Origin of the sequence: Amycolatopsis sp. TNS106 (assembly GCF_019330265.1) — a bacterium.
Taxonomy (GTDB): domain Bacteria; phylum Actinomycetota; class Actinomycetes; order Mycobacteriales; family Pseudonocardiaceae; genus Amycolatopsis; species Amycolatopsis lurida.
The window spans coordinates 3,240,692-3,257,370 of record NZ_CP024972.1 but is presented as its reverse complement, the minus strand read 5'-3'; the positions used below and the strand labels follow the sequence as shown (position 1 = coordinate 3,257,370).

At 70.1% G+C, this 16,679-nt stretch carries 14 protein-coding genes; 1 reads left to right on the top strand and 13 read right to left on the bottom strand.

Annotation, left to right across the window (positions count from 1 at the left end; translation table 11 throughout):
• Positions 1 to 77: 77 nt before the first annotated feature.
• Together CVV72_RS14670 and CVV72_RS14665 are read right to left on the bottom strand one after the other, a co-directional pair.
• Positions 78 to 2,450: a BTAD domain-containing putative transcriptional regulator gene (locus CVV72_RS14670; RefSeq protein ID WP_219152960.1), complete on the bottom strand. Its 2,373-nt coding sequence runs from the start codon at positions 2,448 to 2,450 to the stop codon at positions 78 to 80.
• A gap of 264 nt (positions 2,451 to 2,714) precedes the next feature.
• A complete protein-coding gene (locus CVV72_RS14665) occupies positions 2,715 to 5,498 on the bottom strand; it encodes an AAA family ATPase (RefSeq protein ID WP_219152959.1) in 2,784 nt (927 codons plus the stop codon).
• Between the two features lie 173 nt (positions 5,499 to 5,671).
• Here CVV72_RS14665 and CVV72_RS14660 point away from each other — a divergent pair, with 173 nt between their 5' ends.
• Positions 5,672 to 6,289: a TetR/AcrR family transcriptional regulator gene (locus CVV72_RS14660; RefSeq protein ID WP_034322768.1), complete on the top strand. Its 618-nt coding sequence runs from the start codon at positions 5,672 to 5,674 to the stop codon at positions 6,287 to 6,289.
• Positions 6,290 to 6,292: 3 nt separating this feature from the next.
• Here the strand turns inward: CVV72_RS14660 and CVV72_RS14655 are convergent, their stop codons facing one another.
• From CVV72_RS14655 to CVV72_RS14605, 11 genes are all read right to left on the bottom strand, one after another.
• Positions 6,293 to 6,685: a hypothetical protein gene (locus CVV72_RS14655; protein WP_034322770.1), complete on the bottom strand. Its 393-nt coding sequence runs from the start codon at positions 6,683 to 6,685 to the stop codon at positions 6,293 to 6,295.
• A gap of 81 nt (positions 6,686 to 6,766) precedes the next feature.
• Entirely contained in the window at positions 6,767 to 7,882 is a 1,116-nt protein-coding gene (locus CVV72_RS14650) for an acyl-CoA dehydrogenase family protein (protein ID WP_219152958.1), read from the bottom strand.
• Positions 7,879 to 9,060, bottom strand: a complete 1,182-nt coding sequence (locus CVV72_RS14645) for an acyl-CoA dehydrogenase family protein (RefSeq protein ID WP_219152957.1) — start codon at positions 9,058 to 9,060, stop codon at positions 7,879 to 7,881. Before CVV72_RS14645 ends, CVV72_RS14650 begins: the two co-directional genes overlap by 4 nt.
• Positions 9,057 to 10,280, bottom strand: coding sequence for an acyl-CoA dehydrogenase family protein (locus tag CVV72_RS14640; protein ID WP_219152956.1), 1,224 nt, complete (start codon positions 10,278 to 10,280; stop codon positions 9,057 to 9,059). Before CVV72_RS14640 ends, CVV72_RS14645 begins: the two co-directional genes overlap by 4 nt.
• Before the next feature lie 2 nt (positions 10,281 to 10,282).
• Entirely contained in the window at positions 10,283 to 11,308 is a 1,026-nt protein-coding gene (locus tag CVV72_RS14635) for a phosphotransferase family protein (protein ID WP_219152955.1), read from the bottom strand.
• Between the two features lie 91 nt (positions 11,309 to 11,399).
• The gene (locus tag CVV72_RS14630; RefSeq protein ID WP_219152954.1) at positions 11,400 to 11,852 is read right to left on the bottom strand and encodes a MaoC family dehydratase; all 453 of its coding nucleotides are present in this window, start codon (positions 11,850 to 11,852) and stop codon (positions 11,400 to 11,402) included.
• A gap of 3 nt (positions 11,853 to 11,855) precedes the next feature.
• On the bottom strand, positions 11,856 to 12,617 hold the full coding sequence (gene fabG, locus CVV72_RS14625; RefSeq protein WP_219152953.1) for a 3-oxoacyl-ACP reductase FabG: 762 nt from the start codon (positions 12,615 to 12,617) through the stop codon (positions 11,856 to 11,858).
• Positions 12,618 to 12,816: 199 nt separating this feature from the next.
• Positions 12,817 to 13,899, bottom strand: coding sequence for a thiamine-monophosphate kinase (locus tag CVV72_RS14620; RefSeq protein ID WP_219152952.1), 1,083 nt, complete (start codon positions 13,897 to 13,899; stop codon positions 12,817 to 12,819).
• Positions 13,883 to 14,479 carry a dCTP deaminase gene (gene dcd, locus CVV72_RS14615; RefSeq protein ID WP_219152951.1) on the bottom strand — a complete coding sequence of 199 codons (597 nt, stop codon included), beginning with the start codon at positions 14,477 to 14,479 and terminating at the stop codon, positions 13,883 to 13,885. The genes CVV72_RS14620 and dcd overlap by 17 nt, the downstream gene beginning before the upstream one ends.
• Positions 14,470 to 15,219 (bottom strand): hypothetical protein, encoded by a 750-nt coding sequence (locus CVV72_RS14610; protein WP_219152950.1) that lies wholly within the window; start codon positions 15,217 to 15,219, stop codon positions 14,470 to 14,472. The genes dcd and CVV72_RS14610 overlap by 10 nt, the downstream gene beginning before the upstream one ends.
• The gene (locus CVV72_RS14605; protein WP_219152949.1) at positions 15,216 to 16,508 is read right to left on the bottom strand and encodes a helix-turn-helix transcriptional regulator; all 1,293 of its coding nucleotides are present in this window, start codon (positions 16,506 to 16,508) and stop codon (positions 15,216 to 15,218) included. The genes CVV72_RS14610 and CVV72_RS14605 overlap by 4 nt, the downstream gene beginning before the upstream one ends.
• Positions 16,509 to 16,679 lie beyond the last annotated feature (171 nt).

The window sequence follows — 16,679 nt, the reverse complement described above, 5'->3', positions numbered from 1 at the left end:
GCACGCGAGTTACGTGTTCAATCACGCGAGTTACGTCTTCGGTGCCGGTGCCGGTGCCGGTGCCGGTGGCGGTCCGGTCAGGCGAGGGCTTCGACGCGGCGCGGGACCGGGCGCCGGAGCAGCGCGGTACGGGTCGCGCGCGGGATCCGCTGGTAGACCAGCTCCCGCAAGGTCGCGCGGCGGAACGTGTAGCCCTCGTCGTCCTCACGGCGCAACACCGCGAGGCTCGCGAGCCGGGACAACGTCCCCTCGATCTCGGCGGTGTCGCGGCCGCAGACCGCGGCGACGTCTTCGGCGGTGAAGGCGTCCCCGGCGAGGCTGGCCGCCTTCAGCAGCGACTTCTCGGCGGCGGGCAGGTTGTCGAGCTGCGCGGCGAGCGTCCGGCGGACCAGCGGGGGTGTCATCGCCTGGCCGAGACCCGGAAACGGGGTGGTGCGGCCGTGGACCTCCTCGGCGTACGCGTGCGCGAACCGAGGGTTGCCGCCGATCCTGGTGATCAGTTCGCGCCTGCCGCGGATGAGCCGGGCGGTACCGGGAAGCAGCTTGTCGAGCAACTTGCCGACGGCGTCGTCGGCGAGCGGGGCGAGGGTGACCGTCGTGCCGCAGTGCTCGCCGTGTCCGGCATCCAGCAGCCCGGGCCGTGCGGAGGCGACGACCAGGACCGGCAGTCCCGCGCAGGCTTCACCGAGCCTGTCGACGGTGTCACGGGTCTCGGCGTCGGCGCGGTGCAGGTCGTCGGCCAGTACCACCAGCGGCCCGTAGGCGGTCAGCTCGGTGGCAGCGGCCCGAAGCGCCGCGTCGCCGCCCTCGGTGCGCAACCGGGACGCGGTCTGGGGGAGCAGCCCGGGAACGACGGCGAACGCCTCGGTGACGTCGGCCCCGGCGTCCAGCACCCTGATCCGGGGCTGCTCGGACAGGGTCTCGGCGAACTCGGCGAGGAGCCGTGTCTTGCCGATCCCGGGCTCGCCGAACACCGTCACCCGATGCGGGCGCCGGCCGCGCTCGACGAAACCGAGCAGGTGGTTCAACAGGTCGCGGTCGTGGTCACGGCCGACGAAGCCACCGGGATCGGCGGGCTCCGCGATCGGATGCTGGCGGGCCGAGACGGCGTGCCACCAGCCAGGCGAGTCTTCGGACGCTTCGTGCACCACGGCGGGCTCGGAGGCTTCGCGGACCGCGTCCGACACGCGGATCCGGCCTTCGGGCGCGCGCAGGGCCGAGCGGACACAGCGGTCCAGCACGGGACCCGCCACCTGCCCGGGGCCGTCGGCGGTGAACTCGACGAGAACGTCGCCGCTGTCGACCCCGATCTGGGTCGCGATCCCGGCCGTGCCCAGCCGGTCGAGGATCCGCAACGCCGTCCGGGTCGCGTGGACGGCGTCGTCGTCACCGGTCCGGGGGAGACCGAACAGGGCCAGCACGACCGGCCCCGACTCGCCGGGCAGATACGCGCCCGCGGCGATGGCCTCCTCCTCGACGACGGTCCGCAACCGCGCCTGCGCCTCCACGGCTTCTTCCGGATCGTCGTCCGGCGTGGCGAGGGCGACCCCGACCGCGACGACGGGCTTCCGCTCGCTCTCGACGGGCTCCGTACGGGGCAAGGCGATCACCGGCGCGGGTGTGAAGGGCAGCGGCTCGACCACGAGGGCGGGCTCGGGTTCGGGACGCGGCGCCGGATCCGGCCGCCGGGTGAGCAGGGTTTCGTCGTGCTGGAGGATCGCGCGTTCCAGCTCGCGCAGCTCCTTGCCCGGCTCCAGACCGAGACCCTCGGCGAGGCTGGCCCGCGTCGCGCGGTAGACCTCGAGCGCGTCCACGTGACGGCCGCAGCGGTAGAGCGCGGTCATCAGCTGGGCGTTGAGCCGCTCACGATTCGGATTGGCCTCTGCCAGCCCGCGCAGATCGGTGAGCACCTCGTGGTGGTGGCCTCGGTCCAGCTCCAGCCCGAAGAGGTCCTCGTGGACCGCGATCCGCTGATCCTCCAGCGCGACCAGCTCGGGCCACACCACACCGGTCTCGGTGAGGTCGGCGAGCACCGGGCCACGCCACAGCGAGAGTGCGTCACGATAAGCCGACACGGCCCGCTCGACGTCACCACCCGCCTGCGCCGTCCGCCCTTCGGCGGCGAGGCGCCGGAACCGGGCGACGTCGACCTGCTCGCTGTCGACGCGCAGCAGGTAACCGGGCGCGTGCGTGAGCAGCATCGCCTGCTCGGTCGCGCCGGTCCGCTGGGCCAGCGTCGAGCGCAGCCCCGACACGGCGTTCTGCACCATCTTGCGCGCGGTGGCGGGGATCTCGTCCGCCCAGATCGCCTGCAGCAACGTGCTGGTGGCGATGACCTCGTTGTGCCGCAACAGCAGGTAGGCGAGCACGGCCCGCTGGGTCGCCCCGCGCAACACGACCGGACGTCCGTCGTGCACGACGTTGAAGGGGCCGAGGAGGTCGAAACGCACGGGGTCACCACCTTGTTCGGGACTTGCGAAGACGATCTCCACCGTGGCCCCGCACCCCGCCCCCGGACAACGTCCTGGCGCGGATACTGGCTCGGTGCCAGTGGCACCCGAGAACGATGCCAGTTACCGCCCGATGTGTTGACTGTGGACGTTCGCGCCTGCTAGACGCGCGCGCCCCTCTCCCGCGATTAGTCGCCTGAATGCGAGGGCTTCACGGACCTCTCGGGAAAGGCGCGCGTCCGTGTTCAGTCGTCTGAGCGCGGGTCAGGTCAGGTATTCGCCGGTCAGGATCGCCGCCGCGAGTTCGACCCGGGACGCGTACCCGGTCCGGGAGAACAGCCTGCTGAGCCTGCCCTCCACGCTCTTCTCGCTCGTTTCGAGGACGACCGCCAGTTGACGGTTGGTGAGCCCCTCGGCGACGAGGATCGCCAGCAGGCGTTCGTTCTCGGCGGTCGTCTCCGTCCGCCCAGGACCGGCGAAGCCGTTGTCGCGCAACAGCTTTCGCACCCGGCCACGCCAGTACCACGCGCCGACCTCGCCGAACAGTTCGTACGCCTCGGTCCATGACCGCTCCGGCCGGTGCCCGGCGAGGCCCGCCCGCAGGAGGGTCATCGCCGACTCGTAGGGGACGTCCCGGCGTTCGCGCGCGATGGCCGCGGCACGCCGGGCCGAGGCGGGTTCGCGATGGACCACCGCGCGGGCGAGGTAGTGGTTCTGGTGCGCGCGGGCGGTGTCGAGCTGGGTCGCCGTGCGCGCGGAGCGCCGTACCCAATGTTCACCTTCGCGTTGCTTGTTCCGCGCCAGCGCGGAGCGTGCCAGGTCGGCCCAGAGGTCTTCGGTACCCAGCAGGTAGCCGCCCGCGTCGGCGCTGCGCGCGGCGGAGTACAGCAACGCGTCGGCGCCTTCGGTGTCACCGAGTTTGCTGAGCACGGTGAATTCGGCGTGATCGATCGTGTGCCGTATCCCGGTCGGGCGGCTGTCGGCGGCCAGTGCCCGGGCCCTGGAGAGCCAGCCCTGCGCGCCGAGGATCCGGATGGCGCATTGCGTCAGCAGGCTGTGCAGCGCCCGGGCCGGATCGGTGCCGCCCAGCATCGTCCGCCGGGCCAGTTCCATCGCCTCGGACCAGTCCCCGCCCAGATAGTTCAGCGCGAGCAGATTGGGCCCGGGCAGCTGGTCCAGGGTCATTCCTGCCTCGGTGATCAGCCGCCGCGCCTGGCGGAGTTCCCCCAGCTGCAGCAGCATCTCCACTTCGAACCGGCGCTGCTCGATCCGGTACTGCGGAAGATGCGCCGAACGCCACAGTTCCGGCCGCGCGATGAGCGTGTGCAGCTGGGACGTGTCGCCGAGCACGACGCCGCAGGCCGCGAGGAACATCGTGCCGAAGTCGGCGGTGATGTGGTTGCTGCCGGTCCACACCGCGCGCGCCCGCTCCAGCAGGTCGCGCGCCTCGATCCAGCGATGGCTCAGCACCAGGGCGTAGGCCCGGTTGATCACCATCAGTGCCGGGTCGTCCGGCAGTACCGGTGACGCGCCCGCCGCGATCTCGGCGAGCTCACCGAGGTCGCCACGGGCGGCGAGCCCGGAGATGAACACGACCGAAAGTTCCTGTGCCTCCGCGTGTTCGAGGTGGCCGAGATGTTTGCAGAGCACCTGCCGCGCGCAGTCCCCGGCCTCGGCCGCCCGATAGTGCAACGCTTTCGCCGCGCTCAGCAGCATCAGCACGTCCGTCCGCGCCGGCGGTTCGGTCACCCAGGACAACGTCGCGTGGAGCCAGCGTTCCGCCTTCGCGCCGTCGGTGAACAGGACACGCTTGCCGTTCTCGAGGAGTTCGGCCGCCGCGCGGCGCGTGTCGACGAGCGACCCGGCCTGGGTGATCCAGTCGAGCACCAGATCCGGATCCGAGACGGACGCGGAGCCCGACCACACCGCCTGGACCGCTTGAGCGGCCAGGCTGCGCGAGGCGTACGGCCCGATCTCGGTCAGCAAGGCGGCTCGCACGGCGGGGACCCGGAATCGGTGCCCGCCGTGGTGCTCTCGCACCAGGACACGTTCGGCGACGAGCCTGTCGAGCATCGCCCGCACGTCGTCTTCGCACCAGCCGAGCGCGGTCGCGGCCAGGCCGGGGGCGGAGGTACCGAGCGGGCAGAGCACCGCCATCGTCTCGGCCACCTCCCGCAGCTTGGCACCGGCTTCGGTCACCGCCAGCAGGAGCGGATGATCTTCGGTGGCCACGGGCCGGTCGACCCGCTCCACGCGGTACGCGGTGCGGTCGACGATCCGCAGGGCACCGGCCGCCCGGTAGCCGTGCACGAGCGCGGTCAAGGCGGCGGGATTGCCCCGGGCGGCGGTGTGCAGTTCGCTCACCAGGCCGTCGTCCGGCAGCGCCGAGACCAGTCCCGTCAGCAGTGACCGTGCTTGCGCGCGCGACAGCGGCCGGAGAAACCGCAGCTTCGCGCGGCCGCTCGCCCTGAGCCGGGCGAAGGCGGCTCTCAGCGCGGGACTCCCGGACAGGTCGTCCGCCGCGCCTGTCCGCACCGTCGCGATCACGCTGATCGGTGTCTCCGCGGTGCAACGGTGCAGCAGCGCGCTCACCAGCCGGGCGGTGTGGTCGTCGAGCCACTGCGCGTCGTCGACCAGGACCACCAGCGGCGTTTGGACACGGAGAAGCGCGAACACGGCGGTCGCGATCTTCGCGACGGTCTCCGGCGTCGGCGTCGTCTCGCCCGCCCTGGCGAGCATGGCCAGCACGGAGCGCCGCGCGGGCTCCTCCTCGGCCCGATCCCCGCCGAGCAGGACGAGGAGCCGGAAGATCGCCCCGTACGGGAGCGACCGGTCGAGTTCGGCCAGCCGCAGCACCAGCACCTTGGCCGACGGGGTGAGTTCCTCGGCGAGCCTGTCCAGCACCGTGCCGCGGCCGCAGCCGGGCTCCCCGGCGAGCACCGTCAGCGGAGTAGTGCCCTGAGCGGCCTCGTCCCGCAGGATCCCGACCTCCTCGACGCGGACGTTCGCGCGCGGTCCCGTCCCGGTGCCCGGGTGCCTGGTGCTCATGCGCCCAGTCCACCAGGACGGGGGCCGCCCGGCCGTCACCCAACCGTATGAACCGGGCGATCGAGGCCGTCCCGGGCACCCAGTGGCCGGTAATCGGTCCCGGGGACCGGCGGTTCTCCGGCCATCGACAAACCGGCCGGTATGCTGAGTGTCCGCACGAGAAGGGGCCGGCCATGACACGAGCGACCACCAGGAAGGCCGAGGCAGGCGGCGAAGACCAGGCCGCCGTCCCGCGCCGTCTGCTGTCGCACGCCACGAAGCTCTTCGCCAAGAAGGGTTTCGACCGAACCTCCGTGCAGGAGATCGTCGAGGCGGCCGGGGTCACCAAGGGCGCGATGTATCACTACTTCGGCTCCAAGGACGACCTCCTTTACGAGATCTACGCCCGGGTGCTGCGCGCACAGACCGAGCAACTGGAAAAAGTGGTCTCGAGCGAGGCTCCGCTGCGGGAACGGTTGCGTTCCGCCGCCTCCGACGTCGTCGTCAGCACGATCGACAACCTCGACGACAACACGATCTTCATGCAGTCCATGCACCAGCTCAGCGTGGAGAAGCAGAAGGCCGTCCGCGCGGAACGCCGCAAGTACCACGAGCGGTTCCGCACACTGATCGAGGAGGGCCAGGAGTCCGGCGAGTTCCGCGGGGACAAACCGGCCGACGTGATCGTCGACTTCTTCTTCGGGTCGGTGCACCACCTCGGTTCGTGGTACCGGCGCGGCGGCGCGCTTTCGGCCCGCCAGATCGGCGACCACTTCGCCGATCTGCTGCTGGCCGCGCTGCGGCCCGAGTAGCGCTCAGCCCGGTGGCGCGGGCACGAGGCGTTCGGCGAACCAGTCGTCGCGGCGTTCGAGCACCGTTCCGACTTCCCACTCGGACGCGAGGGCGAGCAGATCCGTCGCCACGTCCTCGGCTGCTTCGGGCGGCCAGCCCTGAGCGGCCAGACTCGACCGCAACGCGTCGGCGTAGTCGGAGAAGGTGAAGCCGGGCAGGTCCGCGACGAGCGCCGTCGTCGTTCCGCGGTGCGAGCTCAGCCCGCCGAACGCCCGGCCGCAGCCGCAACGGGAATCGGGCGAACTCTCGCCGTCGCCGCAGGGCGGGGCGACCCAGAGCAGTTCGCCTTCCACGCAGTGATCGAAGTCGTTCTCCCGCGCGCCCTGGGTCTTCGCGGTGGCCACGAGCAGTTTCATGCTGACTCCCTGTTCGATCGGATGTTCGAACAGTTGTACCGGCGGGGTCCGACAGTTTTCGGGCGGACCCCGCCGGGTGGGTCAGGCGGGAAGGTCGATCAGCGGCGCGAGGGCGGCGCGATGCCGCCCAGGAGTGCCGAGCGCGATCTCGTCGCTCTTCGCGCGCTTCAGGTACAAGTGCGCGGGGTGCTCCCAGGTCATGCCGATCCCGCCGTGCAACTGGATGGCCTCTTCGGCGGCGTGGACGGCGATGGGGGAGTTGCGGGCCTGCGCCACCGCGACGGCGATCGCGATGTCGTCACCGGAAGCCAGGCAGTCGGCGGCGTAGCGCGCGGTCGCCCTGGCGTTGACCAGATCCGTGTACAGGTTCGCCAGCCGGTGCTTCAGCGACTGGAACGAACCGACCTGACGGCCGAACTGGTAGCGCTCCTTGAGATAGCGCACCGTTTCGGTCAACGCCCATTCGGCGATTCCGAGTTGTTCCGACGCGAGCAGCCCCGCCGCGGTCACCAGCGCCTTGTCCAGCGCGGACGCCGCCACCGAGGGGCCTGCGACGCGTTTCGCGGCCACGTTCTCCAAGGTGACGTCGGCGATGCGCCGGGTGAGGTCGAGGGAAATCGCTTCGGCGACCGTCACACCCGCCGCCGAAGCGTCGATCGTGTACAGGCCGGGGCCATCGGGTCCCACCGCCGGGACGACGATCAGTTCGGCCACCGACGCGTCGGCCACGCTGCGGACCCGGCCGCTGAGCGTGCCGTCGGCGGCCGCGGTGACCGTCGAGGGGAACTCGGCGCCGGGCGCGGTCGACAGTGGGATCGCCAGCGCTCCGATGAGCGTGCCCGCGGCCAGTTTCCCGAGCGGTTCGGCCACTTCCGCCTGCGACGTGTCCGCCGCCAGCAGGGCCGACGTCGCCAGGACGGCGCTGCCGAGATAGGGGACGGGGGCGACGCTGCGCCCGAGTTCCTCCATCACGACGGCGACTTCCCGCGCCGAAGCGCCGTGCCCGCCCAGTGCCTCCGGGACGGCGAGGCCCGCCGCGCCGAGGTCGGCGGCGAGCGTGCGCCACAGCTTCAGGTCGTACGGTTCCGCCGTTTCGGTCCTGGTGATCAGGGCCGCCGGTTCGGCGCGGTCTTTGAACAGGTCACGGACGCTGGCGCGAAGGTCCTCTTCGACCTCGGAATACAGCAGGTCGCTCATCGGGGCAGGTCCTTCCAGGCGACGTCCTTGTCGATCCGCGGCTCGGACGGCAGCCCCAGCACGCGTTCGGCGATGATATTGCGCAGGACCTCCGAGGTACCGCCCTCGATGGAATTGCCCTTCGCGCGCAGATAGCGGTAGCCGGCTTCGCGGCCGAGGAAGTTCACGCCGTCGGGACGCCGCATCGTCCAGTCGTCGTAACGCAGGCCGTCTTCGCCGAGCAGTTCGATCTCCAGCCCGGAAGCGGCCTGGTTCAGTTCGGAGAACGCGACCTTGACCGCGGACCCTTCCGGTCCCGGCGCGCCCGCGGCGAGCTGCTGCCGCAACCGCGAGCTCACCAGTCGCAGGCTTTCGCCCTCCACCCACAGCTTCAGCAGCCGGTCGTGCAGTTCGGAGGTGCGCAGCTCCGGGCGTTCCCGCCAGGTTTCCGCGACGACGCCGACCATGCCGCCGTCGCGCGGGAACTCGGTGCCGCCGATCGCGACCCGCTCGTTCATCAGCGTGGTCTGGGCGACCTTCCAGCCCTCGCCGACCGCGCCGAGGCGGTGCGCGTCGGGGATGCGGACCTGGCTGAGGAAGACCTCGTTGAACTCGGCCTCGCCGGTGATCTGGCGCAGCGGACGGACCTCGACACCCGGGGCGGTCATGTCGCACAGGAAGTACGTCATGCCGCGGTGCTTCGGTACGTCGGGATCGGTGCGGGTGACCAGGATGGCCCACTGCGACTTGTGCGCGCCCGACGTCCAGACCTTCTGGCCGGTGACCACCCAGTCGTCGCCGTCGCGTACCGCGCGCGTGCCCAGCGCGGCCAGGTCGGATCCGGCGCCCGGCTCGCTGAACAGCTGGCACCACACCTCGCGCTCGGTCCACAGTGGACGGAGGAAGCGCCGGTGCTGTTCGGGTGTGCCGAAGGCGAGGATGGTCGGCGCGGCCATGCCCAGGCCGATCCCAATCCGTCGCTTGTCGTTGTCCGGCGCGCCCGCCGCCGCGAGCTCCTTGTCCACGACGGACTGAAGGGAGCGTGGCGCGTTCAGGCCACCGAGCCCTTCGGGGAAGTGGATCCACGCCAGCCCGGCGTCGAACCGCGCGTCGAGGAAGTCCTGACGCGGCGTGCTTTCCGGCGGATACGCGGCCAGCAGATCGGCCACGCGCCGCTTGAGATCGTCCACAGTGGTCACTTGGCGTCCTCCCCGCGGTACTTCTTCAGTTCACGGTGCGCCAGCGAGCGCTTGTGCACCTCGTCCGGACCGTCGGCGAGCCGCAGCGTCCGCACCTGCGCCCACATTTCGGCGACCGGGAAGTCCTGGCTCACCCCGCCCGCGCCGAACAGCTGGACGGCCTTGTCGAGGATCCATTCGACGGTGATCGGCGTGGAGATCTTGATCGCCTGGATCTCGGTGTGCGCGCCCTGGTTGCCGACGGTGTCCATCAACCACGCGGTCTTGAGCACCAGCAGGCGCTGCTGCTCGATCTTGACCCGCGCCTCGGCGATCCAGTCCTGCACCACGCCCTGTTCGGCGATCGGCTTGCCGAAGGTCTCGCGCGAAAGCGCCCGGCGGCACATCAGTTCCAGCGCGCGTTCGGCCATGCCGATGGCGCGCATGCAGTGGTGGATCCGCCCCGGTCCGAGGCGGGCCTGCGCGATGGCGAACCCGTCACCCTCGCCGGCGATGAGGTTCTCCGCGGGCACCCGGACGTCCTCGAAGACCACTTCGGCGTGCCCGCCGTGATCGCCGTCGGTGTAGCCGAACACGTGCATCCCGCGTTTCACGGTCATGCCGGGGGTGTCGCGGGGGACCAGGATCATGCTCTGCTGCTTGTGCGGCGGGCCGTCCGGATCGGTCTTGCCCATCACGATGAAGATCTTGCAGTTCGGGTTCATCGCGCCGGAGATGTACCACTTGCGGCCGTTGACGACGTACTCGTCGCCGTCGCGCCGGATGCTGGTGGCGATATTGCGCGCGTCGGAGGAGGCGACGTCCGGCTCGGTCATCGCGAACGCGGACCGGATCTCGCCGTCCAGCAACGGCTGGAGCCACTGCTTCTTCTGCTGCTCGGTGCCGAACATGGTGAGGACTTCCATGTTCCCGGTGTCCGGCGCCGCGCAGTTCAGCGCGGTCGGCGCGAGCCGGAGGCTGCGGCCGGTGATCTCGGCCAGTGGCGCGTACTGCAGGTTCGTCAAGCCCGCGCCGTGGTCGCCGGGGAGGAAGAAGTTCCACAGCCCGCGCTTGCGCGCCTCGGCCTTGAGTTCTTCGACGATCAGCGGCTGCGACCATTCGCTGTCGCGCTCGGCCAGCTGCCGCTCGAAGACGGCCTCGGCCGGATAGATGTGCGAATCCATGAACTCGAGGAGCTTTCCCCGCAGTTCCTCGGTTTTCGCGTCGAAGGCGAAGTCCATCTCTATCCCTCTTCCTTGAGAGTCTCGTTGCCGTGCGCGATCAACGGGACGACGCCCGACCCGATGCCGTCGAAACCGGCGCCGACGGTCTGTCCCTTGCTGTAGCGGAGGTGGATGCCTTCCAGGATCACCGCGAGTTTGAAGAACGCGAAGCTCACGTACCAGTTGAGCCGGGAGACGTCGCGGCCGGAACGTTCGGCGTACCGCGCGACGACCTCGTCGTTGCGCGGGTAGCCCGGCGCCGAGCTGGCGTTGGACACGAACTGCAGAGAGACCTTGTCGCGTTCGGCGTAGGCCACCAGCAGCGCGAGGTCGGTCAGCGGGTCGCCGAGGGTGGACATCTCCCAGTCCAGCACCGCGGTGATCCGGTCGTCCGCGTTCACCAGCACGTTGTCCAGCCGGTAGTCGCCGTGGACGATCGACGGTTCGCCCGATTCGGGTACCGACGAGGCGAGCCGGTCGTGGAGTTCGTCGACGCCGGGGAGGTCACGGCTGCGGTTGCCGTCGAGCTGCTTCTTCCAGCGCCGCAGCTGGCGTTCGAGGAAGCCTTCCGGGCGGCCGAAATCGCCCAGCCCCACCGATTCCGGATCGACGGCGTGCAGTTCGACCAGGGTGTCGACCAGTTCCTCCGCGATCGCCCTTGTCCGGGCGGGGCCGAGCGCGGCGAGTTCGGTGTCGGAGCGGAAGGGCGTGCCCTCCACGAACTCCATCACGTAGAACCGCGACCCGATGACGTCGGTGTCTTCGCACAGCAGCACGGTTTCCGGCACCGGGACGGCCGTGCCGTGCAATCCGGAGATCACCCGGAATTCGCGGCCCATGTCGTGCGCGGTCGGCAGGACGTGGCCCAGCGGCGGGCGGCGGACCACCCAGCGGAACCGGCCGTCGCCCACGATGTAGGTCAGGTTGGACCGGCCCCCTTCCACGACCTGGCCGCTCAAGTCACCTTGGACGAGACCCGGCCGGTGCTCGTCCAGATGGGCCTTGAGCCTGGCCAGGTCGAGGCCCGGCAGGTCGGACTGGTTCATGGTGCCTCCAGCGGCTCGCTTTCCGGTTACAGTACCGACCAGTCGGTATGTCGGGTAGGGGTGGTCCGGCGAGGTGCCGGACGTCACCTGCTCAGGCGATCAGCCGGACGACCATCTCCGCGACGCAGGCCGGTTTGGGCTCGCCGTCGATCTCGATCGTCCATTTGACGATGGCCTGCTTGCCGCCCGCGACGTCGGTGACCTCGACCAGCTCGGCACCCGCCCGGATCCTCGCGCCGACCTTGACCGGCTGGGGGAACCGGACCTTGTTCAGCCCGTAGTTGATGCCCATCTTGAGCCCGTCGACGCGATAGAGCTTCCCGACGAAGCCCGAAATGAGCGACAGCGTCAGGAAACCGTGGGCGATCGGGGCGCCGAACGGCCCTTCGGCCGCCTTCTCGACGTCGACGTGGATCCACTGGTGGTCGTCGGTGGCGTCGGCGAACAGGTTCACCCGATCCTGGGTGAGCGTCAGCCAGTCGCTGTGGCCGAAGTGCTCGCCGACGGCGTTCTCGAACTCCTGCAGGGAGGCGAATTCGCGCATGGTTCAGTCCTTCGGTCCGCCGGCGACGTAGATGACCTGGCCGGAGATGAACCCGGCGCCGTCGCTCACCAGGAACGACGCGAGGTTGGCGATGTCCTCGGGGGTGCCGACGCGCTGCACCGGGATCTGCGACGCGGCCGCCGCCTTGAAGTCCTCGAAGGACATGCCGATCCGCTCGGCGGTCGCCGCGGTCATGTCGGTGGCGATGAACCCGGGGGCGATGGCGTTCGCGGTGACGTTGAACTTGCCCAGTTCGATCGCGAGGGTCTTGGTGAAGCCCTGCATGCCGGCCTTGGCCGCGGAGTAGTTGACCTGGCCGCGGTTGCCCAGCGCCGAGGTGCTGGAGAGGTTGACGATGCGGCCCCACTTCTCCTGCGTCTGGTACTTCTGCACCTCGCGGGTCATCAGGAACGAGCCCTTCAGGTGCACGCCCAGCACCGAGTCCCAGTCCTGTTCGGTCATCTTGAACAGCAGGTTGTCGCGGGTGATGCCGGCGTTGTTGATCAGCACGGTCGGCGCGCCGAGTTCCTCGGCCACCCGGGTCACCGCGGCTTCGACCTGTGCGGCGTCGTTGACGTCCAGTGCGACACCGACGGCCCTGCCGCCCTCGGCGACGATCGCTTCGGCCCCCTGCTTGACGCCCGCCTCGTCGAGGTCCAGCAGGCCGACGGCGAACCCGTCGGAAGCGAGGCGCTTGGCCACGGCCGCCCCGATGCCGCGGCCGGCGCCGGTGACGATCGCTACACGGGAGGGGTGTTCGGTCACGGGTGTTCTCCTCGTCGTCGAGTGGAAGTGACGCCGAGTCTGCCGTACTAAGCAGTTGCTTTGTAGAGCGAATGCCGCTTTCGGGGAGCGCGGCGGGCGAATGTGACCGCAATCACCCAATGGCTCGGTCCGTGAAGGCCTCCTTGAGGGACCCAGAGTCCCTCAAGGAGGCCTTCACGGACTTACGTGCCGCAGGTGGTCAGCCCGCCCGCCTGCCGAGAACCTCGGTGATCAGCTTCGGTACCTCGCCGCCGTGCCAGGAACTGGGCGAGAACCGCTCTTGCGCGATCCCCTCCCAGAGTTCGCCGTCGTCCAGCGAAATACCTTCCTCGCGGGGGACGAGGGAGCCGATTTCCTGAGCCGCGACGCCCTCGCCGGCGAGGGTCTTCTTGGCGAGTTCGACATCCTGTGGCCGCACGGCGACCACGAGCGTCCAATCGCCCCACGCCTGTGCGAGCTCGAACGGGCCGAGGCCCGACTGCGCGCAGACGTCGGCGGGCGCGTCGTCCAGCCGGATGTCCGTGGTGATCCGCGCGCCGAGACCGTTGGCACCGCACAGGGTCCGCACGGTCGGGAAGAGACCGTCGGAAACGTCCATCGCGGCGCGTGCCAGCCCGGCCGTGGCGAGCATCCTGCCCGCCGCGACCTGGGCCATCGGACGGCACGCGCGCTCGCGGATGTCCGCGACGACAGGTCCGGGAAGCCGCGCCTGCTTTTCGACGAGCAACGCGTACGCCCACAGATAGCCGGGCGAACCGACCAGCAGCAGGCGATCACCGGCTTCGGCGCCCGCGCGCCCGAGCCGTCCGCCGGGGACGCACCGGCCGATCGCGGTCGCGGTGAGCTGCCGGACCGGGCCGTCCCGGAGATCACCGCCGACGACCTTGGTGCCGTGCACCTTCGTGCAGTCGTCGACGCCGTCGAGAAGCCGCCGGAATTCGCCAGCAGTGGTCGCCTTCGGGAGGGTGTAGTTGACGACCAGGCCGAGCGGGGTGGCGCCGGCCGCGGCGAGATCCGAGAGGTTGATCGTCGCCAGCAGCCACCCGGCGTGGTAGGGATCCGTTTCACCCAGGATGGTGACCAGCGGCGTGGGGCAGCTGTCGGTGGTGGCGACCAGTTCGCCGCGAAGCCCTTCGGTGGCGTCGAGGACCGCGCAGTCGTCCCCGAAGCCGCGGACACCGCCGTAGCGCGGCCGCAGGATGTGCTCCAGGATCGCGTGCTCGCCGAGGTCGCCGAGCCGGACGCCGTCGCCGATCGGCGAGAGTTCAGTTACGCCCGACATGATCCGCCAATCGGGACGGGGCGACGTCGTGGTCGCGGGAGTAGTTGTTCGGCATGGTGCCGTACGGCTGCTCGCTGCCGGTGGAGGCGAACAGCATCAGGTTGCAGATCCGCGTTCCGGGGTGCAGGAGCACCGGATGCCGCAGGTGGTTCACGATCTCCAGGGTCAGCACGGCGCCGGTCTCACTGCCGAATCCGGGGCTGACCTGACCGCACAGGACGACGCTGATGCCGAGCCGCGCGTAGTCGCTGGTGCCGTCGACGAGCCCGGCGAGCCTTTCCGAAAGCCCGATCTTCTCCAGCGTCGGCGCGAGAACGACTTCGCCGGGCTCGACGCGCAGCCTGCCTTCAGCGTCGAGTTCCTTCGGCCGCAGCTCCGGATACGTGCTCCGGTCGGCGATGTCGACGGTCCCGGTCGATTCCAGCGCGAACGCCTGTCGTCCGAGCCGGAGGCTGATCGCGGCGGGGCGGACGAGGCCGGGTTCGAACGGCGTGATCGTGAGTTCGCCGGTGCGGTGCGCGCGTTTGATGGCCCGGTCGGTCAGGATCCCGCGGCGCGGGGCGGGCCAGGTCAACGGCATGACGCCACCGCTTTCGCGACGGCGCCGACCAGGGCGCGGAAATCGTGCTCGGTCAGTTCGCCGTTGGGCTGGTCGTCGGACTCGCCCGGCTCGCAGTACACGACCGTGGTGCTTGTGCGGTGCGGTCCCTGGATCACCACCGTCGCGGTCAATCCCGCTTCGATGGGCCGGACGGTGTGGACGATGGCGGTGTCGCACGAGTAGACGTCACCGAGCCGGACGTGCGGGGTCTTCCCCACCGCGAGCCGGGCATCGCCGTCCGCGAGCAACGCGGCCGTATTCGCCGGATCGGCGCCGTAGCGGTACCGGGCGTACGGCTTCCCGCCTTCGGTCGTTTCGTGGAACTCGACCATGTGCAGGCCTGCGCCCGCGACGATGGTCGAGGCGAATTCCCACCGATGGCTGTGCGGATTGGACTCGCCGCGGGACGGCTCCGCGGATTCCGGCCAGACATGGAGCCGGATGCGGAAATCGGCCGAGGCGTGGAGCACCATTTTGGCGAATCCGTTGGGATGCCAGTAGGAACGTTTCGCCGCGGCGCGGACGGCTTCCTCGTCGCCGAGGATTTCTTCGAGCCACGAAAGGAAAGTGCCGGGGGAGTCCTGTACCCGGTGCGCGACCGTGCGCAGCCAGGCAAGGTCCGCGTCGCCGTGGCCGGGGCGACTGCCGGTGACCTCACGGAGGAACGCGTGCGCGCCCGCGGGCGCGGCCGTGAGGGTCGGGGGCGGGGTGTCGATCATGGAGTCGTACCTGGAGTTCCTGGAGGGCTGAGCGGGGGCCCGGCGGCGGCCAAGGCGGCCGCGCGGAGCGCGGTGACGGCGTCCAACGTCTGCCAGATGGGTAGGTCGCCGCTTCCCCAGGCCCACAGTCCCTGATCGGCGTCGTAGCGCTCCCAAAGGGTTCCGAGCGCCCGGTTGAGCCGGGGGAGTGGCAGGAAGGGGGCGGTGGCGAGCGCTTGGACGACCCAGGCTGCGGTGAAGTGCCGGATGATGATCCGGGTCGTTCCTTCCCCGTCGGGGCGAGGCCTTTCGAGATCCTCGGCCACGCCATCGTCCGAATGCGACCGGTCGATGAGCCATTGTGTGGCTTCGTCGGCCGCCTCGCGGACGTCGTTGCGATCTTCACGGCTGCGCAGGACTTCCCGCAGAGCGACGACCGATCGCGCGGTGTGCACCACCGACGCCTCCGGAGCGACAAGCCCGGCCTCGTTCTTCTCCGGCCACAGCTGTGAGCCGTCGAAGTCGAGCCGGGCCGCCAGGAGAGCGTCGATCAGCCGGTCGGTGAGCGGGGCGTCCGGGCGGAGCCGGACCGCCGTGTGCAACACGGCGGACAACAGATAGGGGCGGGTCCTGCTGTACGGGTCGAGCGACCCCTCGAGCTGGTCCAGCCCCTCGTCGGCGGACATGGTGCTGGTGCGGAAGAGCGCGTCCACCACCGAAGCGGTGGTCTCCGGTCGTTTGCCGCCCGCGCGGCCCCGCCAGCCGTGTGCCGATTGGAGCCGGTACAGATCCTCGGCGAGCGTATGTAGGTCGATGTAGGGATCGCCTACCACCAGCATGGTGTTGATCCCGTACGCGGTGCTGAGCGCCTTCGGCCCGGTGCTCTTCTGCAGATTGTGCCGCCAGCCGAGCGGTTTTCCGTGCTCGTCGCGGATCAGGCGCTCGGCGAGTTTGGCGCCGACGGTGTGGAAGACCTGCAGCAGCGACCGCGAGGTGTCGACGGTGGCGGCGTCGGCGAGGGCGGGCGGAGTGTGGTCCTGGGGTGAACGGGCGGTCTCCACCAGGGTGAACAGCGCGTTCGCGGCACGGAAGTGATCGTCGAGCTGACGCGCGTTGTGCGCCGACGGCAGATATTTCCCGGTCTCCCACTGAGTCAGGTTCGCCCTGGTGACGCCGATGATCCGGGCGGTCTCCGCCTGCGTTTCGCCCGCGGCCTTGCGCAGCCGCCGCAGCTCACGTCCGACACCCGACGCGGTAACGGTTTCCGCATCAGGGCTTACCGGCCCCTGCCCGGCCGATGTAGGCTTCATGTAGGCACTAGACACGAGCTTACCTACCTCTGGTAGGCAATGTAGGGCGGTGACTGAACGTGCACACAACGGGGAGAGTACAGCAAGGGGATCGAACCGCGCTGGCGCGTCGGTCAATGTCGGGTCACAACGTGCCGAGCGCCGCACTAGGCCCTGTTCTACCTGGTCCTG